Genomic DNA, 26,261 nt, shown 5'->3' on the forward strand with positions numbered 1-26,261 from the left:
GGAACGGCCTCCTGAATGTTGTTTAACGAGACCCTTTATGGCGGCCCTGGCTGACAACAGCCTGAAAGCTGCAAGCGGCCTGCGAGAATGGGGCGATCCTGAATGACGACAGGTGCTGTCAACAATGGATGAGTGCTCGGCCTGAAAGCTGAGCACGCGTTATGCTCAGGCTGCTGACAAGGCCAAAGCAGCGTAAGTGCGGAGTGAAATCCAGGGTCCACATGGGTCGTCGCGCTTCCCGTGCGCCTGGGAAGGCGCCGGCCCGGCCAAGCTTTCCCAGATCGTCCGGATGGCGCACAAGATACCGGTTCAGGTCGATCGAGATGGAGGCCGAGGCGTATGCCAAGGCGGTCGACTGCCTGACGAAAGATCAGAATGCGTCGCTGGCGCTCTACGATTTCCGCCGGCAGCGAGCTCAGTCTCCTGCCGGGCATCCGTGTTTACTGGCGACGAGACACAAGATGTGCCCAAATTGCCACCAGACCGTCACCTGCGATGAGTTTCGGCAACTGATTTTGTCCTTTCAATCGTCGCCACTTCCTGGCCGCGGCCAACATGGGCCACTCGAAGGCAGCAGACTGGCGGCTATATGGACGGGCTGTGAGCCCGCACCGGAGACATTGGCGAAATCTACGATCTCTATAGCAACGTCAAGGAGAAGCGCGAGGTGTTGCAGATGTGGTCAAATCACATCGAATGGCTGATCAAGCAGGCTGCGGATGACGCTCTGGCGGCGTAGCTGCTGGCATGGGCGGAAGATGCGGCGCAACAATCGTCAGAGCCTCATCGAATTGGAGATCATGCTTGACCAGCAAATGCGCGGCCAATGCTTCGATGGCTGACCAGTGATCGAGTACTAGCCGGGCCGTGCGATCTTCGATCCGCCTCCAACGGGGGCGGCGCGGCATCAGGAACCGCAACTCACCATAGATTCGCTTGGCATCCGCGTAGTCGCTGCTCCCCTCATTCCCATCGGACGCATTCATCGCCATATCGCGCGGGTCCAGATAGCCTTCGAATGCGGATTCTGCAAAAGGACCTGCCAGACACGCAACTATCTCTTGGATCGCTTCATCGCGTTGGAAATGTCGATCCATATCGTTCTCGAAAATCGGCTTTAGCTCCGAGGTGAATCCTTGCGCTGAATAGAAAACCGTGCCTTCGACAAAACCACCGCACTCTCCGTCACCGGCGTCGGGGTAAATACTAACACTTGAGAAAGCAGGGAGTTCACGGTCGTCGTCGAACATCTGACGGTGCAAAACGATGGCGGCCACCGCGTGCCCGGCTTCGTGATGCGCCACAGACGGGAGAAGATATTGGGAGGCTACATTCATGCGGTGCGGCTCTCAGATCTAGTTTCCATCCAAGCCCTGATATCGGATTCAAGCCATGCGACTCGGCCGGGGGAGATGCGACGCCGCTTAGGGAACAGGCCTGCCTTCAGAGTCGCGCGGTCGCGCTCGAACTGCGTTCCACTGAAGTGCTTCAGGGTCTTTGCCGACTGGCCGGCGGCCCAGGCAAGTGCCCGCTCGCCTTCCACATCTTCAAGCCAAAGATAGAGATCGTCGTCGGGAGCATCCAGCGTTGGACGGACATCAAATGCGTTCATGTCCGGACAGCCTTCAGAAAGAAGGGATAGAGGCTTCCGTTTGATCGGGAACGCTTAGTGTTGGTAGCGGCGCCCACATGTTCGAAAAGCGTGATCATTGATGAGTTCTTCCAGTCGGTGCGGCATCGCAGTGCTTTTGCGCATAGGACCGCAATTGTCGTGCCAACTGGGAAAATCGTTTCGGAACAATGCGATCGCTCTGGCAGCGTTGTGTCAGATGTCCGACATCGTCGAGAATCCGACAACGAGTGCTCCTCCTAATCACCGGATCAACCTCCGGCGCCAGTCGGTGACACCGCATTCCTCTGTCTTTCCAGGAGACGGCGTGGACATCAATGCCGTTCCTCACCGAACCCGCCTCCTAGCCCTTCGCCCATACGTCACGGCCGCCCCCCGGTTTGGCTTCAACCTGAAGGATTACGGCGTCCTCTTCGCAGAGAAGATCGGGTTGTTCGTGGCGCGCGCAGCGGAGCCCAAGGAGCTTTTCTGGGTTGCGGATACTGGCATGTCGATATTACGACCGTGTGTCCTTCGACAAGCTTGGTGGCTTCTTCAACCAGAATCTCGCCGCGGAGATCGAATCGTTATCTGCGCCGCAAAGTGCGGCCGGTGAGCGGCGTGGCCCTGCGTTCCAGTTGGCCACGGTCCTCGCTGGGACGAGCAAGTAAATGGCTTGCGCAGCAACGGTGCGATCACACCTGGAGCACGGCGTCATCAGGAAAGCGCCATCCTTGTGCGCCCACGACACCCTGGTCGCCATCGGCCGCATCGCGGGGGGGCACTGTGGGCGATAACCATTCATTGATCTGGGCGATTGAGGGTTCTGCCGGGGCGCTATTGCTGCTCGGTAGGGCTGCGGGCTGGCGAGTCTACCAAGGCGAGCAACGACAGGCGAGACGGCAGACATTACGTAACGGAACTTGATATTGCAGTGCAGCAAGCGTAGAGCACCGCGCGCTTATCGGAGTGTCGTCCATGGCCCTTACCAATGCTGGTAACGAGGCAGAACCTGTCGAACAATCGAGCCATTCTGAGGTCGAGCAGCACAGCACCAAGGTGCTGATGCTGGGCGCGTTGGGCGTGGTTTACGGCGATATCGGCACCAGCCCGATCTTATGCATTCCGAGAGGCGTTGCACGCATCGGCCGGTGGCAACGTCGCCAACCGTGGCGACATCCTCGGCGTACTCTCGCTGATTATCTGGTCGCTGACGATCACCGTCACCATCAAATACATCATGTTCGTGCTCCGTGCGGACAATCGCGGCGAGGGCGGGGTGCTGTCGCTGATGGCGCTGGCGCGCAACAGTTTCCCGACGCGCTCGGCGGTGATCCTCGGCATCGGCATTGTCGGCGCGGCGCTTTTTTTCGGCGACGCAGTCATTACGCCGGCGATCTCGGTGCTGTCGGCGGTCGAAGGTATGAATGTCGTCACGCCGACATTCCAGCCCTATGTGGTGCCGCTGACACTGGCCATCTTGGCGATCGTGTTTGCGGTACAGCGGTTTGGCACCGGTGGCGTAGGATTGGTGTTCGGGCCCGTTACCGCGCTGTGGTTCCTGGCCATCGGCCTTTCCGGCCTCAACCACATCATGGACGACCCGGAAATCCTGCTGGCAATCAGCCCGCATTACATCGTGTCATTCCTGATCAACTCGCCCGAAGTCGCCTTCGTCACGGTTGGTGCGGTTTTTCTCGCCGTCACTGGCGCTGAGGCGCTCTATGCCGACCTCGGCCATTTCGGGCGCAAGCCGATCGTGCTTGCCTGGCTGGCCATCGTGTTTCCTTGTCTGTTGCTCAACTATGTCGGGCAAGGCGCCTTCGTGCTGGCAAATGGCGGCGTTGTCGGTCATCCATTCTTCGAGATGAACCAGGGCTGGACGCTTATTCCGATGGTCGTGCTGGCGACGGCGGCGACCGTTATCGCCAGCCAGGCGGTGATCTCCGGCGCCTTCTCACTGACCAGACAGGCGGTGCAGCTCAATATGCTGCCGCGTTTCGTCATCCAGCACACGTCGGAAAAACAGTCGGGCCAGATCTATCTGCCGCGCATCAACCTGATGCTGGCGCTGGTGGTGATGTTGCTGGTGGTCGGCTTCGGCGAATCCAGCCGCCTGGCCTCGGCCTACGGTATTTCGGTGACCGGCAACATGCTGGTGACGAACATACTGCTTTTTGTTGTGATGACGCGCATCTGGAAATGGCCGCTCGGCGTCGCGGTCGCCCTGATGGCGGTGTTCGCCTTCGTCGATACCGGCTTCTTTGCAGCCAACATAGTCAAGGTGTTTGAAGGGGGCTGGTCCTCGCTTGCCATTGCCGCGGTTATTGTGCTGACCATGTGGACCTGGATCCGCGGCACCCGCTATTTGTTCGAAAAGACCCGCCGGAACGAGATCCCGCTGGATTTCCTTGCAGGCAATCTGTTGAAGAGGAAACCGCAGCTGATGTCCGGTACGGCCGTGTTCCTGACCAGCGATCCCGCCAGCGCGCCGACCGCGTTGATGCACAGCCTGAAGCACTACAAGGTGCTGCACGAACAGAATGTCATCCTCTCTGTGGTGACGGCGCAGCAGCCCGTGGTGCCCGACAGTGAGCGCGTCAAGATGGAGACCGTAAACGAGCTGTTCATGCGGGTGACGCTGACCTTCGGCTATATGGAGCAGCCCAATATCCCGCGCGCGCTGGCGATCTGCCGCAAGCAGGGCTGGAAGTTCGACATCATGACGACCTCTTTCTTCCTGTCGCGGCGCTCGCTCAAGGCCTCGCCCAATTCCGGCATGCCGGTCTGGCAGGACAAGCTGTTCATCGGGCTGGCGCGCACGGCCGCCGACGCGACGGAGTATTTCCAGATCCCGACCGGACGTGTGGTCGAGATCGGAACGCAAGTGGCCGTTTAGGTATGCCCGGTTAAGCAGAATCAATCGGCATTTCGCGAGCCGGTGAATGCCTGACCGGACGGAGGCCACGATGCTTGCGCAAAACTGGGGTCCGGTTCCAGGTCCGAAGCTTCCGGCCCCGAAAGCCGTCCTTTACGCCTGCGATCATTTCCGTTCCGCATTGTCTTGCCGACCCACCAGTCGAGATGCGCTGAAACGACCTCGCCGGGCAGCAACTTATCATTTGAACGTAATCGATGTGCCGCAAGTCCGACCTTCATTCTTCAGTTCACAGGCTAGCGTTGCCAAAATCGGCGTGCCGCCTAACCGGCGCCGCACCGTGACTTGTCAGGATGCTATGCAGGCGCGAGGCAGAAGCTGGCTCGAGGCCGCCGGCCTGGTGCTGGTCCGGCAGCGGCCGGGCTCGGCCAAAGGCTTCATGTTCCTCTGGAGGATGAGACGGGGTGCGGCAAACGTCGTCGTCTGGGTCAAGATCTTCGAGAAATTCCGGCGCGTGCTTCTTGCGTCGGCCATGCTCGGCGTCCGCGGACGCGTCCGGCGGGAAGAGGAGGTGGTGCACCTCGTCGCCCACGAGCTGACCGATCTGTCGGCTGGGATGGCCAGCGTGGGAAACCGCAAGACGCCGTTTCCGTTGCCGCACGGCCGAGGGACGAGGCTCATCACGGCGGATCGGGCATCGATCCGCGCGGCATGCCGAAGGGGCGCGACATCGTCGATGCAGTATGACCATATCGACCCTATCAAGTTCAAGACGCGTAACTTCCGGTAGCGCTTCCGGAGGCCACTTCAGCAGCATGTTGTGCACACTTTTGTCGGACCCTGTTAACTGCCGATTGGCAGCAGGTCACCCCGTGCCGGATCCCAAATGTCGTCGCTCTCAAGCGCAACGACTGCCCGCACCTTTTTAAGTCAGCGAGCACCTCCACCGCCGGACGCCGCCACGTTTCCTGAGCCGCGGCGTAACGGGTGTATTTGTGACTGTCCGGCTCAAACCACTTCAACGATTCCAAAGTAGCCATGGCGTCGCCCTTGCGGCTGCGCGTGATGCGAATGATCGTGATCCCATCCTCAGCGCTCGCGTCGAATGGAGACACGCTGCCAACGCTTCATCTGCTCTACCCCATCTTTGTTCCAAGGCGGTCGGATCATCTCAATGAGCCCTGCCTCGGGGTGGCCAAAGCATGCATATTTATCGTTCGGCCCCGCATCGAATTATCATCTGCGATTTGGGACTCGATCTTCGGTTGGCGACGGCTTCGCTCCGGGAGTAGACGTCGGACCACTGATAAGTGCCGGACCTTCTCCACAAATTTCTCGGCGGACTCATCGTGAACGCTCGATTGGACGTAAATGCGGTTCGCGGAAACGCAGGTCTGGCCGGCATTGCGGAACTTCGCCTGGACCGCACCGTCAACAGCACCGTCAATGTCGGCATCATCGAAGATGATGAAAGGTGCATTGCCGCCGGGTTCAAGGCTGACCTTCTTGATCTGGTCAGAGCACTGACGCATCAGCAGCCGTCCGACCTCGTTCGAACCGGTAAAGCTGATCTTTTGAATCTTGGAATTGGTGCAGAGTTCACGGCCCACGCGATCACCTTCGGACGCATAGATCAGGTTGACCACGCCATCGGGAAAGCCGGCCTGATGGGCGAGAGCAAACATTGCACCTAGCCACGCCACGATAAGATCGAGCGCGGCTTCGTTGCGTGCGGGTCTGTGGTCAGTGGAGGGCGGAGGAAAAGCGCTCGGCGTGCTCGCCCTCGCGATACCACTGGTTCGCGCCGGCAAGCGCCAGTTTCTGAGGCAAATCGCCGAACAGCTGGTAGAGCCTTACTCTCAGGGCTTGGCATCTATGTCGCCTACGACCGCCACATGCAGCCCGTCGCGTGCGAAAGCGGCTTTGTGGAAGGCGCTTAGATCGGAGGGCGTTACGCTAGTCAGGCTCCCTTGGGCGGTCTCGAATACGGATGCGTGCCGTAGATTCCGCGCCGCCAGGCCAGCTCGGCGATCGCATGAGGTTCGCGCTCATTGGCAATGATTTCGGAGAGAAGCTGGGCGCGTATGCGGTCGAAAAGTGCTGGTGTAGCCGGCTGCGGGTCCCGCCACCGAGAATGTCGGCCAGCAGTCGAGCGCCGCGGCCTCGCACCAGGGACCGCCCATGAATGACTCATGCGAGGCGTCTCAAGGCTGTCCGCGATCCAGCGCCAGATCTCCGCCTCGCCCGAGGGGCGCAGAGCTGGCCGGTTGTGCAGGAGCCGTAGGCAATATCCGCCTTCCTCGTTCGGATGGGTAACGCTTGCGATACGGAGTCTTGACTTTGGGAGTCGCTCTGTGACATTACCTATATAAAGTTCGAAAGAAGGCGATATGGATCATGCATAGGTCACAGAGACCCGAATGAAGGCAACGTATAAACGCACCTATTCGCGCTACGCGATGGAAGCGCTTGGCCTTTTCGGTAAGACCATCCGGCTTGGCCGGATGCAGCACCGGTTAACCGCACAGGAGTTAGCCGAGAGAATCGGTGTTTCACGCAGCACCCTGCAGCGCATCGAGAAGGGCGATCCCAAAGTCGAAATCGGACTGATGTTCGAAGCTGCTGCCATTGTCGGTGTGAAGCTGTTCGATGCCGACGGCAATGGCATCACAGCCCTCACAGGCCGCATGGACGATCGCATCGCGCTGCTGCCGAAGCACGTCTACAAGGCCGGCAAGCAGATCGTCGATGAGTTCTAAGGTCCCCAAGTACGACGAAGCCTATGTCTGGGTCTGGCTGCCGGGCGAGACCGCGCCGGTTGTCGCCGGGCGGCTATATGCCCATGACGGACTCGTCAGCTTCAACTATGGCAGGAGCTTTCGTGAACTGGGAAGCGCGATCCCGCTTTATCTCCCGGAACTGCCCCTGAAGGCAGGCGAATTGCCTTTGCTTCCTGGCCTAACCATGCCGGGATGCATCCGCGATGCTGCCCCTGATGCCTGGGGACGACGGGTTATCCTAAACCGCAAATTCGGTGTGAAGGGCGATGAAATCGCGCGGCTCGATATTTCAGAACTGACGTTCTTGCTGGAATCAGGCTCGGACCGCATCGGCGCGCTCGATTTTCAGTTTTCGCCCATGCATTACGAGCCGCGCGCACTGGCCAATGCCACTCTCGAAGAGCTTGTCCAATCGGCGGAGCGGGTAGAGAAAGGTATTCCGCTCACCCCCGAATTAGATCAGGCGCTGCATCACGGCAGCTCGATCGGCGGCGCAAGGCCAAAGGCGCTGATCGAGGATGACGCCGTCAAGCATGTCGCGAAATTTTCCTCGTCTGCCGACCTTTACAGCGTCGTCAAAGGAGAATTCATAGCCATGCGGCTTGCCGCCTTGTGCGGCATCAGAGCGGCATCCGTCTCGCTCGTTCGCGCCGCAGGCAACGACGTGTTGCTCGTCGAGCGATTCGACCGGATCAAGGTCACGGGCGGCTGGCAACGCAAATCCATGGTCTCAGCGCTGACGATGCTCGCGCTCGATGAGATGATGGCGCGTTACGCCAGCTACCAGGATTTGGCGGAGATCATTCGCCACCGATTCACCGCGCCGTCGGAAACTCTGCGCGAGTTGTTCAGCCGCATTGTCTTCAACATACTTTGCGGCAACACCGACGATCATGCCCGCAACCATGCGGCATTCTGGGACGGGGCTAAGCTCACCCTCACGCCTGCGTACGATATTTGTCCGCAGGCCCGCAGTGGTCAGGAGGCCAGCCAGGCCATGCTCATCAGCGGCAATAACCGCATGAGCCGGATAGCGTCCTGCCTTGAAGCCGCGCATCACTTCCTGCTCAGCGCGCCGGAAGCTCTTGCGATTGTTGAAGGCCAGCTCCGATGCATTGCGGAGAATTGGCCGCGTGTCAGCGAGGAAGCTACGCTATCCGGCATAGATCGCAATCTGTTCTGGGGCCGACAGTTCCTCAATCCCTACGCTTTTACGGCGCTGGAAGGAAGCGCCGACGTTCTCCGCGCTCTGGCTGACGAACTACGCAACAGTGTTCACGCCTGATCCGGCGCTGGATTTCGGACAAGCTCGGCAAGCGCAAGACGCCCACAATATGGACAACCCTTGCCGTGCCAGGACGAAGATTGAACAAACGGCTCTTCAACAGTGACAACGTGCACTGCGGAGAGATGTGGAGCTGACACCGCAAAAGCCCAAGACGCGCGACTTCCCGCGATACAACTCCACATAACTGAGCGTCTACAAGCGGTGCAGCCAGCCAAACATCCAGCCATCAAAGCGATGATCGTCTGATCTTTTGCCGATGACATCACGTCGGGGACGACTTGTTCGAGCGCTTGCCGCTTCATATCGATACCGGCCTGGGCGTAGCGCATCGTTAGTTCAGCCCGAGTGGCCTGGCCATCGACTGATGGTGGCGATGTCAACACCCGCCTTGACGAGGTGGATGCCGTCGTGTCCCGCAAAGGGCGATGATGGATGCTTTTTTCAGCCAGGGTGGTTCCTTCGCCCGCAGCCATGTGTGCGCAGCAAGTATCGAACACCGAACCGGGTGAGCAGTGTGGGGCGGTCGTTGCTTTGCTCGGCGGGACAGGGCGATACCAGACGAAGGTCACAATCGAAGATTCAGGATCCCAGAACTCGTGCATCCGTATTGAACATCAGCGAAAACAGAGCGTAATCCCGCTGTCCAGAAGGCGTGCGGCGGTCGATACGCGCCAGGACGCTCTTGATTTCCGGGCTCATCGAGATGTTCGACAGGTGCCACCCACGCGCCCTCTTGAAGGGAAGTGTCACCACCAGTTGCAGCGTATCCATATATTCGGGGTGCTCCGAAATCAGGAACCGCGCAAAGGCATGCATCGCCGCCAGCCTTGCATTGCGGGTCGCAACTGCCACGCTCGACCTCAAGTGATGTGAGAAAGCTGCCCATCCTGTCGGTATTGATGTCGGAGACCGCTTCTTTCAAGAATATCTTCCCGCTCTCCCGCGGCATGAGCCCGTGGCATGCTTCGGCCCAATGCTGTGGATTGATGTTTCTTCATGCCACAACCTCGCTGACGAGACCGCCGAAAGCCCCTTCAAAGCGGTCGGTGGCGATCTCTCGCAGCTTTGGAAGGTAGTGCATTGATTTTTCGTGGAATGGGGACCCTGTTTAAAGGGTGATTTTCGTCCAAACGGGACCCCTTAACGATGGGGTCATCAAGATGCCTCCGGTTTGTGTTTTGGATGTTGGTTTTGGAGACGATTGCAAAGATACGTCGGCTGTCGCTGGTCCAGCGGAAGTCGATCAAAGCGATCTGCCGTGAGCTGAAGATCTCGCGCAAGGTGGTGCGCAAGGTCCTGCGTTCTGAGGAGACGCAGTTCCGCTACGAGCGCAAGCACCAGCCCTATCCCCGCATGGGAGCTCGGCGTGAGACGCTGGACCGGCTTCTGTCGGCGAATGCGGCCAAGCCGCAGCGGCAGCGGCTGCCGGTCGCTTCGACGGCTTCCATTGCATTCCCCCGTCGGTGTCGAAGACCTGCACGGTGCGCTTCGACAACAACAAATACTCGGTGCTGTCGAGTGCCGTCGGTCGGCCCGTCGAGATCCATGCTTATGTCGATCGGATCGCATCCGCCAGAGGATGGCGTGGTCGTGGGAGAACACGTTCGCTCCTTTGGCCGCAACGAGGTCGTCTACGATCCCTGGCACACGGCGCGCGCCGTTCCTTGGCTGGGTCCTGCGGTCGGCAATGGAGAAGGTGCGGCGCAGCTCAAGGCGGTTGATGACGTCGACCGGCAGATGGTGTTGATCCTCACCTGGGTGCTGACCGACGGATTGAGCGCGGTCGAGGCCGCCTGTCAGGAAGCCATCGAGCACGGTGCATCGTCGGCGCCGGTGATCCTCAACATCCTGGCCCGCAGCCGCGATCCGGCGCCGGGCACGATCCTTTCCATTCCCCAGGCGCTGGAGCTAGCTCACGAGCGGTCGCCGACTGCGCCCGCTATGACAGTCTCAGGAGGACAAACAGCCATGGAACGCACCGAGGTACTGGAACTGATGGGAGCGCTGAAGCTGTACGGAATGCGCAGAGCCTATGACGAGATCATGGGCGCGTCGCCATCAAGCGACGGCACGAGCCGCCCAGGATTGTCGGTGATCTCTTGCAGGCCGAGATATCGGAGAAGCAGGCCCGCTCCATCAAATACCAGTTCGCTGTCGCCAAGTTGCCGCTGGCCAAGGACATCGACGACTTCGACTTCGCCGACACGCCGGTCACCCCCTGATGCGCGATCTCGCCCGGCGGCGCCTTCGTCGCCGATCAGCGCAACATCGTCCTGGTCGGCCGCCTTCACGGGTCACCCAACTCGCGCGGAAGGTCGACCGCATTGCGACGGGCGCGTGTCGACTTCCCAACAATGTCAGACAGGAGACACAACGCTATCGGAGCGATCGCATTGCCCGAAATGATTTTCCCAGTTGGCACGACAATTGCGGTCCTATGCGCAAAAGCAAACTAGACCTGAGAGCCGCACCGCATGAATGTAGCCTCCCAATATCTGCCGCTTGTGGCGCATCACGAAGCCGGGCACGCGGTGGCCGCCATCGTTTTGCACCGTCAGGTGTTCGACGACGACCGTGAACTCCCTGCTTTCTCAAGTGTTAGTATTTACCCCGACGCCGGTGACGGAGAGTGCGGTGGTGTTGTCGAAGGCGCGGGTTTTTATTCAGCGCAAGGATTCACCTCGAAGCGAAAGCCGATTTTCGAGAACGATATGGATCGACATTTCCAACGCGATGAAGCGATCCAAGAGATAGTTGCGTGTCTGGCAGGTCCTTTTGCAGAATCCGCATTCGAAGGCTATCTGGACCCGCGCGATATGGCGATGAATGCGTCCGATGGGAATGAGGGGAGCAGCGACTACGCGGATGCCAAGCGAATCTATGGTGAGTTGCGGTTCTTGATGCCGCGCCGCCCCCGTTGGAGGCGGATCGAAGATCGCACGGCCCGGCTAGTACTCGATCACTGGTCAGCCATCGAAGCATTGGCCGCGCATTTGCTGGTCAAGCATGATCTCCAATTCGATGAGGCTCTGACGATTGTTGCGCCGCATCTTCCGCCCATGCCAGCAGCTACGCCGCCAGAGCGTCATCCGCAGCCTGCTTGATCAGCCATTCGATGTGATTTGACCACATCTGCAACACCTCGCGCTTCTCCTTGACGTTGCTATAGAGATTGTAGATTTCGCCAATGTCTGTCAAGGACGCCGCCTTGTGTTCACTATGTGCTCGATGACGTGTGGCAATACCTGCCGCCTGCCGAGATTTGTCGCGAGCGTCCTGCGCAGATCGTGAAGGGTCCAGTTCTCCAAAGCCACCCCGTCAGTATTGACCTTGCCGTCTAGAGCCTTCTTGCCCTTCGCGTAGCCTGAGAAGTGGCTTCTTTCGTTGCCCCTCGCAGGGAAAAAAACGTGTCATTGGTCTTCGGTACCGACTGGGGGACCGACACCGCCAGTGTGGACAGCGGAATAAGCGTAGGCTCTTCGTTCTTCGTGCGGTCACCCGATAGTTCCATGTTCCGGCTTCAAGGTTGAGGACCAACGCATCGCGGCAACTTCCGTACGCCTCTGTCCGGTCAGAATGAGCAGCTTGACGATGGAGCCGAACGAATAGCCGATATCGCCCGGTTCGGGCTCACAGCCCGTCCATATAGCCGCCAGTTCGGCATCGTTCACCACTCGCTTGCGCTTGACGATCGGGGCCGGATCCGGATTTTCCAATCCCTCGCGTTGGAAACCGCGATGAGCCGTTGCGGCGGTTTGCGACACCAGTTGAAAAATGCCCGCATACACCAGAAGGCCGTGTTAGCCGCTTGCGGGTGACCCCCGGCGACGATCTTCTTGGTGATGTTAGCAATGTCGGTGTCGATCACATGGTGGATAGAGCGACTCCCGAGGGCAGGCACAAGATACCGGTTCAGGCTGGCCTCGACCAGTGCGGTGTTTTGAGGGTCGTTACTCGGCGGCCTGGAGGTGACCGCCATCGCCGTCCTCGGTATCGTCAGCGCTGATATGCGCCTGATCGGCAAGGAAGGCTGGCAGTTCCGATGGAGCTATGCTGGAATTTGGGTGACGAGGCTGATCAAGCGGCGCTCTGCGGCTTCGTTTCGATGACCTCGATTCCGTCCAGGAACCTGGCACCTGCGATGAGTTTCGGCAACTGATTTTGTCCTTTCAATCGTGCCACCTCCTGGCCGCGGCAATGACCAGCTTGAAGACCATCAGCTGGGCGATTTTCCAGGATAGCGAGCCCTTGCTACGCACCGTGCGATGGCGAACGGTTGCAAAGACGCTTTCGATGGGATTGGACGTTCGCAGATGATCCCAGTGTTCGGCGGGGAAATCGTAGAGCGCCAGCGACGCATTCTGATCTTTCGTCAGGCAGTCGACCGCCTTGGCATACGCCTCGGCCTCCATCTCGATCGCATGCGCAAGCAATTTGCGCGCGCCGCTGCGAAGTACATCCGTCGGGGTATCATCGATTTCGTCGGGCTGACGAAAGGCGAACAATGTGTTGATAGTCTCGTTCATGGCGTATCACTCTCCTTGAGAGGTACTGGCAGGCTTCATCACCCGCCTCGATACGCCGCTCTCCTCAAGCCGTCATCATCCAGTTTCCGCCATGGCTCCCCCTGATTGATCCGCTTCACCTGTGCAACTGCACAGGCTGCCCTAGCGGGGAGATTGGCCTCCAATGGCGAAAACTTGCCGCAGGAGACCCTCCGATGACCGTGCCTATGGCGCCGCCGCTACGACAACTTGCCGACAAGCAGCGTGCGATCCACTGCCGCGCTACTGCGCCTTCAAGGGACGTCTGGATCGCGACGCAGGAGCCGATGACCGTTACGGAATCAATTCCAGGTCGCGCTGGCCGTCGCTGTGCCCGTTCGACGGTCTGGTGGCAATTTGGGCACATCTTCTGTCGCCGACAGTGGCGATGGCTGACGCTTCAACGAAACGGGGTCTTCGACGTCTGCTGCCTTCGCCGATGCTTTGCGAAGTGGCATAATGTTTCGACGCACGCAGGCGCGGGCAGGGGATGTCAGTCATGAATCTCCTGACTGGCGCGGATCAGGCCGATTGGCGGGATGAAAGATCATACGACTACACCGCTGGCCTGACGCTGCGGGAATGGGCTTGGGAGTTCTTACGCCGCAATCCAGCGTTCCAGCGCGATCTGACCGCTGCGCGCCAGCATTGCAAGACTTGGTCTCTCCAATCCTTTCTCGATATGGTCGCGTCGGCCGGCGACCTGTCACGCTGGGGTGTTCTGTTTCGCGGAGTCTTGTGGCCGCGCTTCGGTCGTATTCTGGTGTCCGCTCTGGTGCGTCCATGTGCTGCCGGTCATTGCGGAACGGTTGCCTGCCTCGTCGCCGACACCGCCGTTCGAACTCTCGGCATTGCCCTGTCGTGCAACCGTCCTGCTGGCGCCCGACAAGAGCCAGCATGTTCTTCTTCGCAATGCGGACCACGCGCTGCAGCTCGCCGTCTCGGGCGCGAATATCCTCCACCCTGTTTGCCTGCATACGCAAGCCATCTGGCCCGCGGTGCTTTTAAAGCATCGACTGAGGGGACTGGAGTGCCTCAATGCTCTCAGTCTAGGGCAACAGTTGCCCCCCCGCTTGTTTGCGCCGGAAAAGCGCGGCGTCCGTTTGTCCTTCGTTCTTCGTGCGCTCGACGGTTCGCTCGCCGGAGCACCTCATCGCGAGCTCGCCGAAGTTCTCATCGGTCAACGGCGCGTCCATGCCGACTGGGCGGATCCTCGCGATCATCTGCGCGACCGCATCCGTCGGGCCGTCTCGCGTGGCCGCGCGCTCATGAATGGTGGCTACAGAGATTTCCTAATTTGAAAAGCGACAGTCCGCGCTGTGCGTCGGTGGATGAACGTTCGCTCGCAGCTGTACCCGTCACCAACAGTTCGCCCGCCGACAGGACTGCATGGCGCCTTGCAAGTGCGCTCTGGTCTAGCTTGTCGATGCCGAAATGAGATGGGCGAGGGTGGTTCATTAGGGCCGGCCTCGACCTGGACGCACATCATTGGTCGGAAAGCGGCGTGCACCGCAATGTCGCCATAGCAGCCAAGATCCTTTGAGTCCGGACCTGCAGTCCTGTTGGACCGGCGGGTGCAACAATATGGAGGGATTTGAGGCCTCACACCGTTCCCTGGTCGACAGCTCGGTCAGACATAGCACCCACCGCTTGATTATGGAAATGGTGTGCCTGGAGTGCAGCGAGTAGCGGCTTGCTGCGCACTGTCCTAAGAATAGCAGTCATGACCCGTCTGGGGGTCTGCAACACGACGATTCAACCGCTTGGGCATTGTCGCATATCCCACAATGTAGAATGCGCAACAGGGCAAAAGCTGATCCATCGGCGGTTTATCAATGCTTTTTGGCTTGGCACGGCACATGCAACGCAATCGGCAAAAGGCGCACGAACTGAGTGGCCCATCGGCCCTAGGAGCGCTGACTTATGCCCTCCCAAGGCATGTCCGGCCCGGCAGCGAGCTCAGTCTCCTGCCGGGCATCCGTGTTTCAGGTCAACGGCGTTTGGAACTTCCAATTAGGTGGCGGCATTGACCGCAGGCCGCCCCCCGGTGGGGCGGAGAGACAGTGCAGCAGGTTTCAAATCCCGCCCATGCAAAGATATTTCATTTCCAGATAGTCCTCGAGGCCATGACGGGAACCCTCCCGCCCGATGCCGGATTGTTTGATCCCGCCAAACGGTGCCGCCTCCGAGGACATGCGTCCCGTGTTGATGCCAACCATGCCATATTCCAGAGCCTCTGCCACACGCCAGACCCGCTTCAGGTTTGAGGCATAGAAGTATGCGGCGAGGCCGTAGATCGTGTCATTGGCCTCGCGCACGACCTGATCCGCATCGTTGAAGCGAATGATCGGCGCGAGCGGCCCGAATGTCTCCTCTTGCGCGACTGCCATGACGCTGGAAATCTCGGTGAGGACCGTGGGTTCGAAAAACGTGCCATTCTTGCCGATACGCTGGCCGCCGCATCGTATTGTGCCGCCTTTCGCAATGGCATCTGCGATGTGAGACTCGATCTTGGCCAGAGCATGCTTGTCGATGAGCGGTCCGATGTCCACTCCGGCATCGAATCCGTCGCCAACCGACAAGTGCCGGATTCTTTCCACGAATTTCTTGACGAACTCATCGTGAACGCTCGATTGGACGTAAATGCGGTTCGCGGAAACGCAGGTCTGGCCGGCATTGCGGAACTTCGCCTGGACCGCACCGTCAACAGCACCGTCAATGTCGGCATCATCGAAGATGATGAAAGGTGCATTGCCGCCGAGTTCAAGGCTGACCTTCTTGATCTGGTCAGAGCACTGACGCATCAGCAGCCGTCCGACCTCGGTCGAACCGGTGAAGCTGATCTTTCGAATCTTGGAATTGGTGCAGAGTTCACGGCCCACGCGATCACCTTCGGACGCATAGATCAGGTTGACCACGCCATCGGGAAAGCCGGCCTGATGGGCGAGGGCGAACATTGCGCCAGCCACGAGCGGCGTCTGTTCAGCGGGCTTGAGCACGATTGTGCAGCCCGCAGCCAAGGCCGGCGAGATTTTGCGCGCCACCATGGAGGCCGGGAAATTCCATGGCGTGATCGTGCCAACAACGCCGATGGGCTGCTTGATCACTAGCATTCGGCGGTCTGTCGAGGGTGCCGAGATCGTCTCGCCATAGACGCGATTGGCCTCCTCGGCATACCATTGCAGATACGCCGCCGCATGCGATACCTCTGAAATGGCTTCGGCAAGCGGCTTGCCCATTTCCGCAGTCAGAATCGCGGCGAGATCGCCTGCATGGTCGATGATCAGCTGATGCCATCGCCAAAGAACGTCGCTACGTTCTCGGGCCGTCAACGCGGCCCATCCCGACTGCGCAACATAGGCCTTGTCTACCGCAGCACGTGTCTCCTCCACGCCCATATCGGGAAGCTCTGCCAAAACTTCGCCGGTCGACGGATTGACGACCTCGAACGTCTTATTGCCAACTGGTCTGCCGAGTGCCGGCAGGCGGTCGATGGCTCCAAACAGGTGCGGGGATTTCAGACGGCGGATCATCGGCAGGCACAGGGGCAATACCGGATTCCTCCTCAACGCAGCGAACATCCAGGTCGACAGGCCGTCAGTGTGTATTCTGCACCAGTGGGTTCGTCGTAGGGCCTCGGCAAAGCAGCTGGTAGACCACGCTAGCCCGATGAAAAGACAGCAGTTTCGTTAGTTTGAGTGCCCGCGGTTCATCAATTGATGGATTAAGCAGTCGGATGTTTGCTTCATCCACCATGCCTGCTGGTGGCATGCGACTGAATTCTGCAAAAAGGCGGCATACATGCTGAGGAGCGCCATTTCGGCGAGAGGCCGCCGGACCGCCAATGCCGCCCAAGGTCGGCGAAAACGACTCCGCGCGTCTGCATGATCTGCTTGGCCCACGGGCCTCCACATTCGCTCTTCCCACGAGAAGCCCCGATGAAGAAGGAAGGTGAGATGAGTTTCTTTACTCATCCTTGCCGCCCAGCGGCGGGCCGACCACCAAAATGGCGGGCTCGGCCGAAAGCAGCTTTTTGGCCGCCGCCTTGACCTGTTTGAGCGTCACCCGACCGATGCTGCGGGCGCGACGCTGGTTGTAGTCGACGTCAGCCTTGTGAATCTGCAAATCCAGGAGCCGGTCTGCAATCGAGCGGGTCGAGCCCAGTTGGTCGATGGCATAGGCGCCGATCAGGTGCTTCTTCGCCGCCTTGAGCTCGGCCCCGGTCGGTCCTTGCTGCGCCATCTGCTTTACCACATCTCGCACGATGCTCAGTGTTTGGGCAGCGCAGTCCGAGCGTGTCTCTGTCGTAACCAGAAGCGAGTCAAGGGTTAGTTCAGAGCTGACGTGATAGGCAAGGCCGCGTTTTTGACGTACCTCCTCGTAAAGGCGGGAAGTCAAGTATGAGCCGCCAAGGATGTCGTTCAGCAGCACGGCCGCGTAGAAATCCGGCGCGCTAGGCTTCACGCCAGGCCAGGCCAACGTCAGCGAAGTCTGCGGCAGGTCGTAGTTCTCCTCCACCAGTTGACCGAGTTTCGGCGCGACATCGTAGACGGGGACGAGGGTTTGTTGCTCAGGCAAATCACCAAACAGCTGGTCAAGCCTTTCCCTCAACGTGTTCGCGTCAATGTCACCCACCACGGCAATATGGAGCCCGTCGCGAGCGAAAATGGCCTGGTGGAAGGCGCGGAGGTCGGACGGCGTGATGCCGGGCAGGCTCTCTTTTGTGCCTTCTCCCAGCCTTGAACAAGGATGCGCGCCATAGATCGCGCGCAGCCATTTGCGCTGAGCGATGGCGTTAGGGTCTCGCTCGCTGCCGACGATGCGGGAGACAATCTCGGCGCGGACGCGATCGATCGGCCCCTGCTCGAAGCGCGGCGCGTTCAGCGCGAGCCGAAGCAGGCCGAACGCCGCGTCCTGCTTTTTGGAAAGCATGCACACCGATCCGTAGATGTCGTCGCTTTGCGCGTCCAAACTCATTTCGGCGCCGGCATGGTCGAGCTTCACCTGGAAGGCATCGCTGTCGTAATGGCCAGCGCCTTCGATGAACAGGCCGGCCATCAGTTTGGCCATCCCCTCCTTCCCGACCGGGTCCTGCTTGGTGCCGCCCTTGAAGGCAAAGCCGATGTTGACGATTTCCACTGTGTGGTCCTCCACCAGCCAGGCGATGATGCCCTTTTCGGACTTCACCTCCTGGATGTTCATCGCAGCATGGGGCCGAGCGCCGAGCGTCATCTCTTGATTCTGCGTCTTGGGCAAGAGATAGCCCGTGGTCGAACGGTCGAACGCGAGATAGCGGGCGGCAACTGCTTTGATTTGCTCGGGGGTAACCTTGCGGATGCGATTCGGCCGTTCCTCGACATCCTTCACGGTACCGCCGGTGGCCAGCGTCGAGCCGTAGATGCTGGCGAGCCAGTCCAGGTTGTCTTCCGCAAAGATCATATTGCGCAAATAGTGGTCCTTGGCCTTGCCTAGTTCCTCGTTGCTGACACCATCCTCGGCAATGCGGGCGACTTCGGCAGCGGCCGCCGCTTCGAGATCAGCCAGCTTGGCATCGCCGCGCGGTGCGCCATAGATGGCGAACTTGGTGTCGTCGAGCATAGTGCCCTGGAAATAGACGCGGGCGCTGGAAGCGATACCTTGCTGGACAGCGAGCGCCTGGTAGAGCCGGCCGCGGTTACCGCCGCCGAGAATTTCGGCCAGCAGGTCGAGCGCTTCGGCCTCGCCCGGCTTGGCGGTGTGGTAGGACGGCACCACCCACTGCGTCGAAAAACTGGGCACGCTGACGCGGGCGTCTGAGAGCGTGACGGTGCGCCTGGTGTTCTGCTCGGGCTCAACCGGCCGGATGCGCGGCGGCAGGTCAGGTCCGCGCGCCACCTTGCCATAGGTCTTTTCGGCCAGCGCCCGCACCGTGTCCGGTTCGACATCGCCGGCCACGATCAGCACGGAGTTGTTGGGCCAGTAGTACTTTTCATAGAAGACGGTGGCGTCGACGCGGTTCAGCTGCTCGATCTCCTACATCCAGCCGATGATCGGGATGCGATAGGGGTGGTTCTGCCACAGCGTCGCGTCGATCTCCTCATGGAGAACGTCCTGCGGGTTGGTGTCGGTGCTTGAGCGGCGCTCCTCGATGACCACATCGCGCTCGGTCTTGACGACATCGTCGGTCAGGATGAGGTTTCGCATTCGGTCGGCCTCGAAGCTCATCATCAGCTCGAGCGCCGACGGCGCCACTGTCTGATAGAAGGCGGTGTAGTCGGAGGAGGTGAAGGCGTTGTTGGAGCCGCCGATCTCGAACACTGCGCGGTCGAATTCGCCGCCCGCATGGTTGGTCGTCGCCTTGAACATCAGATGCTCGAAGAAATGGGCGATGCCGGATTTGCCCGGCGGCTCGTCGGCGCTGCCGATCTTGTACCACACCATGTGGGTGACGATCGGCGCCCGGTGGTTGGGAATGACGACCACCTCCATGCCGTTGTCGAGCACGAAATCCCTCGCCTTGCCGTCCTCCCATGCGACGGGGATCGGAGCCGGCCCCGCGCCGACCAACTCGGACGCAACGGACGTCCTGCGAAGCCCATGAGTGCGGGGCTTGCTTGGTAGTTCTGATAGGGAGAGTGGGGTTATGGGCTGCGTTCCTGGCAAAGTGATCTGTTCCTCATTTTGAAGGATCTATGTCTCCCGAACGCCTATTGGGAGAAAGTGGATCGGCACGCGACGCCGAGCCACATGAGCCGTCAGCGTGTTGCTGGGCCTGACGCGAGCCTCATCTTTGGATGCGTCCGGGAAACTTTCGGCATGGTGAGGCCATGGGAAGTCTGCTCGTTATCCATTGGGTGTTTGCGGATACCTGAGCATGCCCCGTGCCAAGTAAGAAAGCCCCGATTCGCAAGGTTTGATCCAACCTTGATACTTGCGATATCCGACATTGTCGGGCATCCGACAGAAAGCGCCTTTCGCCGGCGCGCCGGCTATGACGCTCGCCTCCTCCGGCGTGACGACGATCCTTTGGCGGGCGCCGCGCACACCGATCTGCCCGCCTATCAGCACCGCGACATCGAAGGACAGCGCGATCGTGACTGGATGGGTCTTACGCAAACATGCAGCAGTGCCACCGCGATCAGGACTTCATCCGCCCCACAAAGACCCGAGCGCGAGGGACGACGTGTAAGGCAACATGTCATCCTCGATAATGATGCCGCGCATAAAGAGGTAAGGTCCCTCGTCGTACCGGCGAGCCCCTTCGCTGGGTCTCGCGAGGGTCTGGTTTGCGAACGTCGACCGACAGCATCACGGCATGGGCGGCCCCATCGGTAGGCAGCATTGACCGTGCCACCAGCGTTGAGGCAGCGCAGAGCCCAATTTCCCGGTGCCAGCCGGTACGTTGGAGCTTCAACTGTGGCCAGCCAAGCGGGCCGAGGCCGTGAAACTCCTGATACCCTGGACCGTCCGGATTGCAACGCACGACGCCTTGGTCTCGCGCCAACGTCCATTGACGCTCAGCGAAGCATCATGCGGACGATCTGGGAAAGCTTGGCCGGGCCGGCGCCTTCCCAGGCGCACGGGACGCGCGACGACCCATGTGGACCTTGGATTTCACTACGCACTTACGCTGCTTTGGCCTTGTCAGCACCCTGAGCATAAAGCGTGCTCAGCTTTCAGGGCGAGCCTCTTTCATGTTGATAGCATCTGTCGTCATTCAGGATCGCCCCATTTTCGCATGCCGCTTGCAGCTTTCAGACTGTTGTCAGCCAGGGCCGCCATAAAGGGTCTCGTTTAACGCATTCGGGAGGCTTCATGACTCGACCACATTAATTTCGGGCGGTTCGCCGGCGCTCCGAAATGGCACTTAACACCAGATCCTCTCCAAACCCGTGATGATCCAAGAGGAAAACGAAAATCCCTAAATCAGGAAAAAGCACCGATACGGTCGGCTCCAGGCTGATGAAATTGCGGTCTCACTGGCCACGCACGATACTTGCGATGGCGATGGCCATTGCAAAGGCCGGTCAAGCACCCAAGACGCTGACAAGCACGCCTCCGACCAAAGCTCGATCGTTGGCAGCCTTTCTAGCCGTATACTTGGGGCATTTTGGGACGGCGATCCGGACGCCGATTAAAACCTGCCGGTCGTCTAAATGGAATGGTTGGTCCGGGTCCTTACTGGACCTGCGCCAACCCGATCGGGCCGGCGCACAGGGGCACCCAGACAATTGGACACGTCGCCTTTGCGCGGCGGCTTGCACTTTCTCGGATGGCCTTTTTTCTCCCCGGGCGAAATCGAGCGAGCGGTGAGGCGGAGCCTTCGATTTTGCCGATCATGTCGTGTCGCTTCGATCGAACTGCTCAGACGATGATAGCGGCATTGATTGCCGCGGCCGAAATGCGTTGTGTGAAGTACGATTTCTACGCCGTATACATACTGCCGTACAGTTCGCCATGTCAGCAGCCTTGCCAGCAATCCGCCCTGTGTCCAACTGTCGTCGAATTCACCGGTGTCATTGAGGAATTCGTATGATCGCCTCGAAACCATCATTGCGACCGCGGGCGGGCGACGCAAGCTCTAGACTGCCACCGATCCGCTGGATAACCATGTTAGCGATATGTAGACCAAGGCCTGAGCCCGCAGCAGGAGTAGCACCACGACTAAATCGCTTTGTAAGCCCTTCGAGGTCGGGGAGGGGCACCACCGGTCCGGCGTTTGCAATAGCGATGGTTCCATCAGTTTGGACGGAAACTGTTGTCGGAACAGTGGCCAGTCCATGTATCAGCGCATTCTCGATCAGGTTACGAAGGAGGATCCCAAACGCATCGACATCCACTTTGCGCATCAAAGTGGGGCAGCCGTCGACGTTAAGATGCAGGCGTCCGGCATATTGCGGCTTTTTCCTCAGGTCGTCGATTTCCAGCCGAACCGATCGGACAAGATCGATCGCGTGATCCGCCATGCCAACCCCCGATTCAGCTTGAGCGAGCTGAAGCACTTTTTCGACAAGGCGGCCAAGGCTCGACAGCGCTTGCTCGATGCCGCGCGCACGCATTTTGGCCGACCCATTGGGGAGCTCGGCCACTAATCTCTGCATCTGAGCGATTGAACCTGCGATCGGCGTGCGCAGTTCATGCGCACTGTTTGCGGCGAACTCGCGTTCGGCCTCGAGAGCCGCCCGCAGACGATCGAGAAGCCGATTGACGGATGCCGCGATTGGAGCCAACTCTGCCGGGAAATCGCTCAAGTCCATTGGTGACAGATTGCCGCCGTCGCGCGATCCGATCTGCTGTCGCAGTACCTCGATTGGCCGCAGCGAGCGCCGGATCACGATCCACCAAACAGCTAAGCTAAAGGGCAGGAGCACGAGTGTCGGAAGGAAGACAAAAAGTGCGCCCTTCGCGATTGTGGTACGGCGGCCATCAAGCGGTTCGGCCAACTGATGATACACGCCGTCTTGGATCTGCTCTGTGTAGACGCGGTAATCAGCGTTTCCCCAAAAGCCGTTACTCAGGGGAGCATCAGGGAAGGGCTGCTGACCCTCTTCCGGTTCAGAAATAAGCACTACCCCGTACTTATTAATAACCTGCTCACGATAGGTCAAGTACTTTTCGTAAGTTGGCAAGTGGTTATTGTATTGATCAACGTGTTTTCCATTCAAGACCTTGATCAGCTCTGGTTGTCTGTACTTTGCGCTCGCCTGGAGCAAGTCATCCGAACTTTCGTTTACAATATTGCAAAAAATGAACGCAGCAATGGTTGGGGCGGCGATCCAAACCAGGAGCGTTGCCCCGCCTAACCACGATATCAGCTTTCTCGTCATGCTGTTCGAGTTCGTCATGTGACCACGAGCCTGTATCCGAAGCCACGCACGGTTGCTATTCTATCCCCGCCGATCTTCTTGCGGAGCCGGCTGACATAAACCTCCACTGTGTTGCTCTCGAACTCCGAATTGAATGAATAAAGCGCGTGCTCGATCTTCCCCTTTGAAACGACCGAACCGGGCTGGCGTAGAAGGCAGTCGAGCACCGCCCATTCGCGTCCAGACAGGGAGACCTCCTGCCCGTCGCGGAAGAGGCGTCGCTCGGCTGCCTGTATGGAAAGCGTCCCAACCGAAAATTGCGGCTCCGGAAAATGCCCTTGGCGACGTGCCACTGCACGGATGCGTGCCGAGAGTTCCCCCAGATCGAACGGCTTGACCAAATAGTCGTCGGCGCCAGCGTTGAGCCCCTCGATGCGATGCGAAATCCGATCGCGGGCTGTCAGAATGATGACCGGCGTTGTATCAAGCCCCTTGATCAGCTCCCGCAGATAGTCGATGCCATTGCCGTCCGGCAGGTGAACGTCGAGCAAAATAAGGTCGTAGCCGGCCACAGCTGCATGAGCGCGCGCTCCGGACAGGTTCTTGGCCCAGTCGACCGCGTGGCCACCAGCCACCAAATGATCGCGCACAGCACTTCTAAGGTCGTCGTCGTCTTCAATGAGCAGTATTCGCATCAGGCTGCCGAGCTCCGGTATGAGGGCAAGGCTCCTGCCTTATTGATCGAAGCTGACAGTAGGCTGAACCGGCGCCAGCGAATATCTGGCGGCTTTCAGGCTGCTGTCAGCTACAATTGCAAGAAAGGGGTCGTTAACAAAGCCAAACGAAGAGGCCTTATGAAACCCCTCCTGATCTCAGCACTTTTGCTCAATGTGACCACCGGCGGCTGTACACTGGTTGGCGGGCAATTCGACGTGGCGGTCAACGAATGGCAGCCGCGCCACGCGTCAATGTCCAGGCTTGAAACTGACAGGTGTCTTAAATACGAGGGCACCGTAGCGGGTGCCTCCAGTTATCGAACAGTGCCTAGCAGGTCAGAAGTGCACTTTGACCATAGGGGTCGTCCGTATTTTCGGCGCTCGCGAACAGAGTCGACGGTCAATCGATGCGCCACTGCCAGAGTCTGGAACGGTCAAGTGTTCGTTATCCCCCGTCCGGGCCATATTCTCAGCCGAGGACCAAGAAGGCCCTATTTTCGGTGCCCACGAACAGAGCCAACGGTCAATCGATGCGCCACTGCCAGGGTCTGGAACGGTCAAGTGTTTGTGATCCCCTGTCCCGGCCGTGTTCTCTGCCGAGGACCAAGAAGGCCTTATTAGAGCATTTCGCATTTAGGTTGACTTATAGCCTGCGCTTTCGATGTAGTTGTTGCATTCGTTTGGGCTGACCTCGTCGAGGGTTTGGGCGATGGCGTCGTGCACGGCCTCGACGCTTCGTTTGGCGGCCCGTCGCATGCAGTGTTTGAGCTTGGCGAACAGTTTCTCTATCGGGTTGAGGTCTGGACTGTAGGGCGGCAGGAAGAAGAGCCTTGCGCCAGCGGTCCTGACGATGTCGCGGACGGCTTGACCCTTGTGAGAACCAAGATTGTCGAGAATGACGATGTCACCCGGCTTCAGTGTTTTGATGAGTTCGGTCTCGACATAGACGCGAAAGACCTGCGCATTGATGGGGCCGTCAATGACCCAAGGCGCCTCTACCCGATCATGTCGGAGCGCAGCGATGAAGGTCATCGTCTTCCAATGACCATACGGCGCGTGGGCCATCAGTCGCTTGCCGCGCACACCCCAGCCACGCAATGGCGCCATGTTGGTCTTGACCCATGTTTCATCCAGGAAGACTAGGCGCGTAGGGTCAATGCGGATCTGGTAGCGCATCCATTGCGCACGACGGCGCATCAGCTTTGGCTTGAGCTGTTCGGCCGGCAGAACGGTTTTTTTTAAAGCTCTTGCCCTCGCGATGCAGGAAGCGCCCGACGCTCGCAGGGTGAATGGTGAGGCCACGTTCAGCCAGTGCCGCCGTCAATTGATGAAGCGTCATGTTGGCATCTCGCTCGACCTCGCTCAGGACAAAAGCACGATACTCCCCATCGATCAGATAGGGCCGGTGACCGCCCATCTTGCCAGGTGCCGCACTGCCCAACCGACGCTTGCGCGCTGCCCACTTGATCACGCTCGACACTGCCACCTTCAGCGCCGCAGCCACCTCGCGGCTCGTCTCACCCTCTTCAAGGCGGGCAAGCGCCCGCTCCCGCAGATCCATCGAATAAGGCTTCGTCATCAGTCCCGACCTCCAACGGTCAGGACATCGAATCTGATTTGCTCATTCTTGGGAATCCCGATTCAGAGAAAACGCGAACCGCTCTAGCCCGTCGATCTCGGCTCCAATCCGTTGGGTGCGTCGATAGAGCTTGCCTGCTGATCACGCGCCTAATTCGCGTCTTTTGGCACTTACGGAGTAGACCCATGCAGAATACCCCCATCGCCGATCGTCATGCGCTGTTGCCGACGATGGCAGCCGGCAAGAACTTTCTCCTCGCAGCTGCTCGCCGTTGCGGCAAAACTAAGGACTTCCGAGTGAATCGCTGCACACTATCATTCCTCATTGTCGACCGTCGCTTTAGGGGCGGATCGTACGATCTATTCGGCGCCCGACAAGAGCGTAGTGTTTCTTGGTGGCATCGGTTACACATGGCTCATAGCAACGAGCTTGTCTACGAGGGCGGTAAGCGTGCCAGCCGAGCAGCCGGTTCATCTGAGGTGTGAGGCTCGATGGGACGTACCAGTTATCGGCCTCGCAAAGCACGAGATTGCCGCAGGCAAGCTGCACGCGGCGGTAGTCCACGGGGTTCCTCGGCGCTTATGCCTAACGCCTGGCGGGTTTATCGTCGCGTATGCCACCGGCGCCACCCGTGGTCAATACACCATCGTTCCAGCGTGGAGCGTGGCGTAGGTGTCTGAGCGGGCCGGCGTTAAGGGTTTCCAGCCAGGGCCAGGGCCAGGGCCTGGGTTCGGGAGGCGATGTGATCTGTAAATGAGTGCGGATCTTGCAGGGCAAGGAGACGGTCACCATGAGAGCGAGCGATGCCGCGATCAAATGTCAATCCATGCAAGCTCTAGACTGCCACCGATCCGCTGGATAACCATGTTAGCGATGTTTGGACCAAGACAAAAGCACGCGCCCGTCCCGGGTGCGAATCTGCCCCGGCACTCCAAACATCGGTCATGGCCAAGGCAACTGGAAGCCGAATTTTCTTTTAGAGTATGAATCAGCGCCGTCTGCCGAAAAGCGCGTCCACGATCTTCCCTTTTGAAACGACCGTGCAGGGCTGGGGCAGACGGTAGTCGAGCACCGCCCATCCG

General features: G+C 59.3%; 16 protein-coding genes and 6 pseudogenes. 9 read left to right on the top strand and 13 right to left on the bottom strand.

Features of this window, described 5'->3' with window-relative positions:
* Positions 1-704 precede the first annotated feature (704 nt).
* Together EJ075_RS16630 and EJ075_RS16635 are read right to left on the bottom strand one after the other, a co-directional pair.
* Positions 705-1,337, bottom strand: coding sequence for a hypothetical protein (locus EJ075_RS16630; protein ID WP_063169290.1), 633 nt, complete (start codon positions 1,335-1,337; stop codon positions 705-707).
* The gene (locus EJ075_RS16635; RefSeq protein WP_063169289.1) at positions 1,334-1,612 is read right to left on the bottom strand and encodes an AlpA family phage regulatory protein; all 279 of its coding nucleotides are present in this window, start codon (positions 1,610-1,612) and stop codon (positions 1,334-1,336) included. The genes EJ075_RS16630 and EJ075_RS16635 overlap by 4 nt, the downstream gene beginning before the upstream one ends.
* Before the next feature lie 975 nt (positions 1,613-2,587).
* Here EJ075_RS16635 and EJ075_RS16640 point away from each other — a divergent pair.
* Positions 2,588-4,508: pseudogene (locus tag EJ075_RS16640) on the top strand (potassium transporter Kup).
* A gap of 337 nt (positions 4,509-4,845) precedes the next feature.
* Positions 4,846-5,277, top strand: a complete 432-nt coding sequence (locus EJ075_RS16645; RefSeq protein ID WP_206437493.1) for a hypothetical protein — start codon at positions 4,846-4,848, stop codon at positions 5,275-5,277.
* Between the two features lie 448 nt (positions 5,278-5,725).
* Here the strand turns inward: EJ075_RS16645 and EJ075_RS16650 are convergent.
* Positions 5,726-6,295 (bottom strand): annotated as a pseudogene (locus EJ075_RS16650) (aldehyde dehydrogenase family protein); the annotation flags it as partial.
* Between the two features lie 612 nt (positions 6,296-6,907).
* Here EJ075_RS16650 and EJ075_RS16660 point away from each other — a divergent pair.
* Both EJ075_RS16660 and EJ075_RS16665 read left to right on the top strand, forming a co-directional pair.
* A complete protein-coding gene (locus EJ075_RS16660) occupies positions 6,908-7,246 on the top strand; it encodes a helix-turn-helix transcriptional regulator (protein WP_063169282.1) in 339 nt (112 codons plus the stop codon).
* Complete coding sequence (locus EJ075_RS16665) at positions 7,236-8,552, top strand: HipA domain-containing protein (RefSeq protein WP_095486040.1); 1,317 nt, start codon at positions 7,236-7,238, stop codon at positions 8,550-8,552. Before EJ075_RS16660 ends, EJ075_RS16665 begins: the two co-directional genes overlap by 11 nt.
* A 582-nt stretch (positions 8,553-9,134) precedes the next feature.
* Here EJ075_RS16665 and EJ075_RS16670 read toward each other — a convergent pair.
* The gene (locus EJ075_RS16670) at positions 9,135-9,407 is read right to left on the bottom strand and encodes a hypothetical protein (protein WP_126105030.1); all 273 of its coding nucleotides are present in this window, start codon (positions 9,405-9,407) and stop codon (positions 9,135-9,137) included.
* Positions 9,408-9,979: 572 nt separating this feature from the next.
* Here EJ075_RS16670 and EJ075_RS33705 point away from each other — a divergent pair.
* The 3 genes and pseudogenes from EJ075_RS33705 to EJ075_RS16685 form a co-directional block, all read left to right on the top strand.
* Positions 9,980-10,513 (top strand): annotated as a pseudogene (locus EJ075_RS33705) (IS21 family transposase); the annotation flags it as partial.
* Positions 10,514-10,523: 10 nt separating this feature from the next.
* A pseudogene (locus EJ075_RS16680) lies at positions 10,524-10,837 on the top strand (ATP-binding protein); the annotation flags it as partial.
* A 192-nt stretch (positions 10,838-11,029) separates the two neighbouring features.
* On the top strand, positions 11,030-11,659 hold the full coding sequence (locus tag EJ075_RS16685) for a hypothetical protein (RefSeq protein WP_126105031.1): 630 nt from the start codon (positions 11,030-11,032) through the stop codon (positions 11,657-11,659).
* Here EJ075_RS16685 and EJ075_RS34025 read toward each other — a convergent pair.
* Entirely contained in the window at positions 11,625-11,753 is a 129-nt protein-coding gene (locus EJ075_RS34025) for a hypothetical protein (RefSeq protein WP_135907184.1), read from the bottom strand. The two genes, EJ075_RS16685 and EJ075_RS34025, sit on opposite strands and share 35 nt — an antisense overlap.
* 296 nt (positions 11,754-12,049) lie before the next feature.
* Positions 12,050-12,343 (bottom strand): hypothetical protein, encoded by a 294-nt coding sequence (locus EJ075_RS16690; RefSeq protein WP_126105032.1) that lies wholly within the window; start codon positions 12,341-12,343, stop codon positions 12,050-12,052.
* A gap of 180 nt (positions 12,344-12,523) precedes the next feature.
* On the opposite strand from EJ075_RS16690, the gene EJ075_RS33160 reads away from it, so the two are divergent.
* On the top strand, positions 12,524-12,664 hold the full coding sequence (locus EJ075_RS33160; protein ID WP_164546995.1) for a hypothetical protein: 141 nt from the start codon (positions 12,524-12,526) through the stop codon (positions 12,662-12,664).
* Here EJ075_RS33160 and EJ075_RS16695 read toward each other — a convergent pair.
* Positions 12,633-12,946 (bottom strand): annotated as a pseudogene (locus tag EJ075_RS16695) (IS256 family transposase); the annotation flags it as partial. The gene EJ075_RS33160 and the pseudogene EJ075_RS16695 overlap by 32 nt on opposite strands.
* 938 nt (positions 12,947-13,884) lie before the next feature.
* Between EJ075_RS16695 and EJ075_RS16700 the strand changes: the two are divergent.
* The gene (locus EJ075_RS16700; RefSeq protein WP_245329899.1) at positions 13,885-14,400 is read left to right on the top strand and encodes a DUF2285 domain-containing protein; all 516 of its coding nucleotides are present in this window, start codon (positions 13,885-13,887) and stop codon (positions 14,398-14,400) included.
* Positions 14,401-15,174: 774 nt separating this feature from the next.
* Here EJ075_RS16700 and EJ075_RS16705 read toward each other — a convergent pair.
* The 6 genes and pseudogenes from EJ075_RS16705 to EJ075_RS16730 all read right to left on the bottom strand — a co-directional run bounded on the left by EJ075_RS16705 (position 15,175) and on the right by EJ075_RS16730 (position 25,179).
* Positions 15,175-16,650 carry an NAD-dependent succinate-semialdehyde dehydrogenase gene (locus tag EJ075_RS16705; protein ID WP_095486045.1) on the bottom strand — a complete coding sequence of 492 codons (1,476 nt, stop codon included), beginning with the start codon at positions 16,648-16,650 and terminating at the stop codon, positions 15,175-15,177.
* A gap of 415 nt (positions 16,651-17,065) precedes the next feature.
* Positions 17,066-18,331 (bottom strand): pitrilysin family protein, encoded by a 1,266-nt coding sequence (locus EJ075_RS16710; protein WP_245458204.1) that lies wholly within the window; start codon positions 18,329-18,331, stop codon positions 17,066-17,068.
* Positions 18,332-18,340: 9 nt separating this feature from the next.
* Positions 18,341-19,645, bottom strand: a pseudogene (locus tag EJ075_RS16715) (pitrilysin family protein); the annotation flags it as partial.
* A 1,949-nt stretch (positions 19,646-21,594) separates the two neighbouring features.
* Entirely contained in the window at positions 21,595-22,923 is a 1,329-nt protein-coding gene (locus tag EJ075_RS16720) for a HAMP domain-containing sensor histidine kinase (protein WP_126105033.1), read from the bottom strand.
* A complete protein-coding gene (locus EJ075_RS16725) occupies positions 22,920-23,579 on the bottom strand; it encodes a response regulator transcription factor (protein WP_126105034.1) in 660 nt (219 codons plus the stop codon). The genes EJ075_RS16720 and EJ075_RS16725 overlap by 4 nt, the downstream gene beginning before the upstream one ends.
* 654 nt (positions 23,580-24,233) lie before the next feature.
* Positions 24,234-25,179 (bottom strand): IS630 family transposase gene (locus EJ075_RS16730; RefSeq protein WP_126104195.1). Its coding sequence is split into 2 segments (ribosomal slippage): positions 24,234-24,839 and positions 24,841-25,179, totalling 945 coding nucleotides; the frame shifts between segments, so codons are not numbered across the junction.
* Positions 25,180-26,261: the final 1,082 nt, after the last annotated feature.

The organism is Mesorhizobium sp. M6A.T.Cr.TU.016.01.1.1, from assembly GCF_003952585.1.
Classification (GTDB): Bacteria; Pseudomonadota; Alphaproteobacteria; order Rhizobiales; family Rhizobiaceae; genus Mesorhizobium; species Mesorhizobium mediterraneum.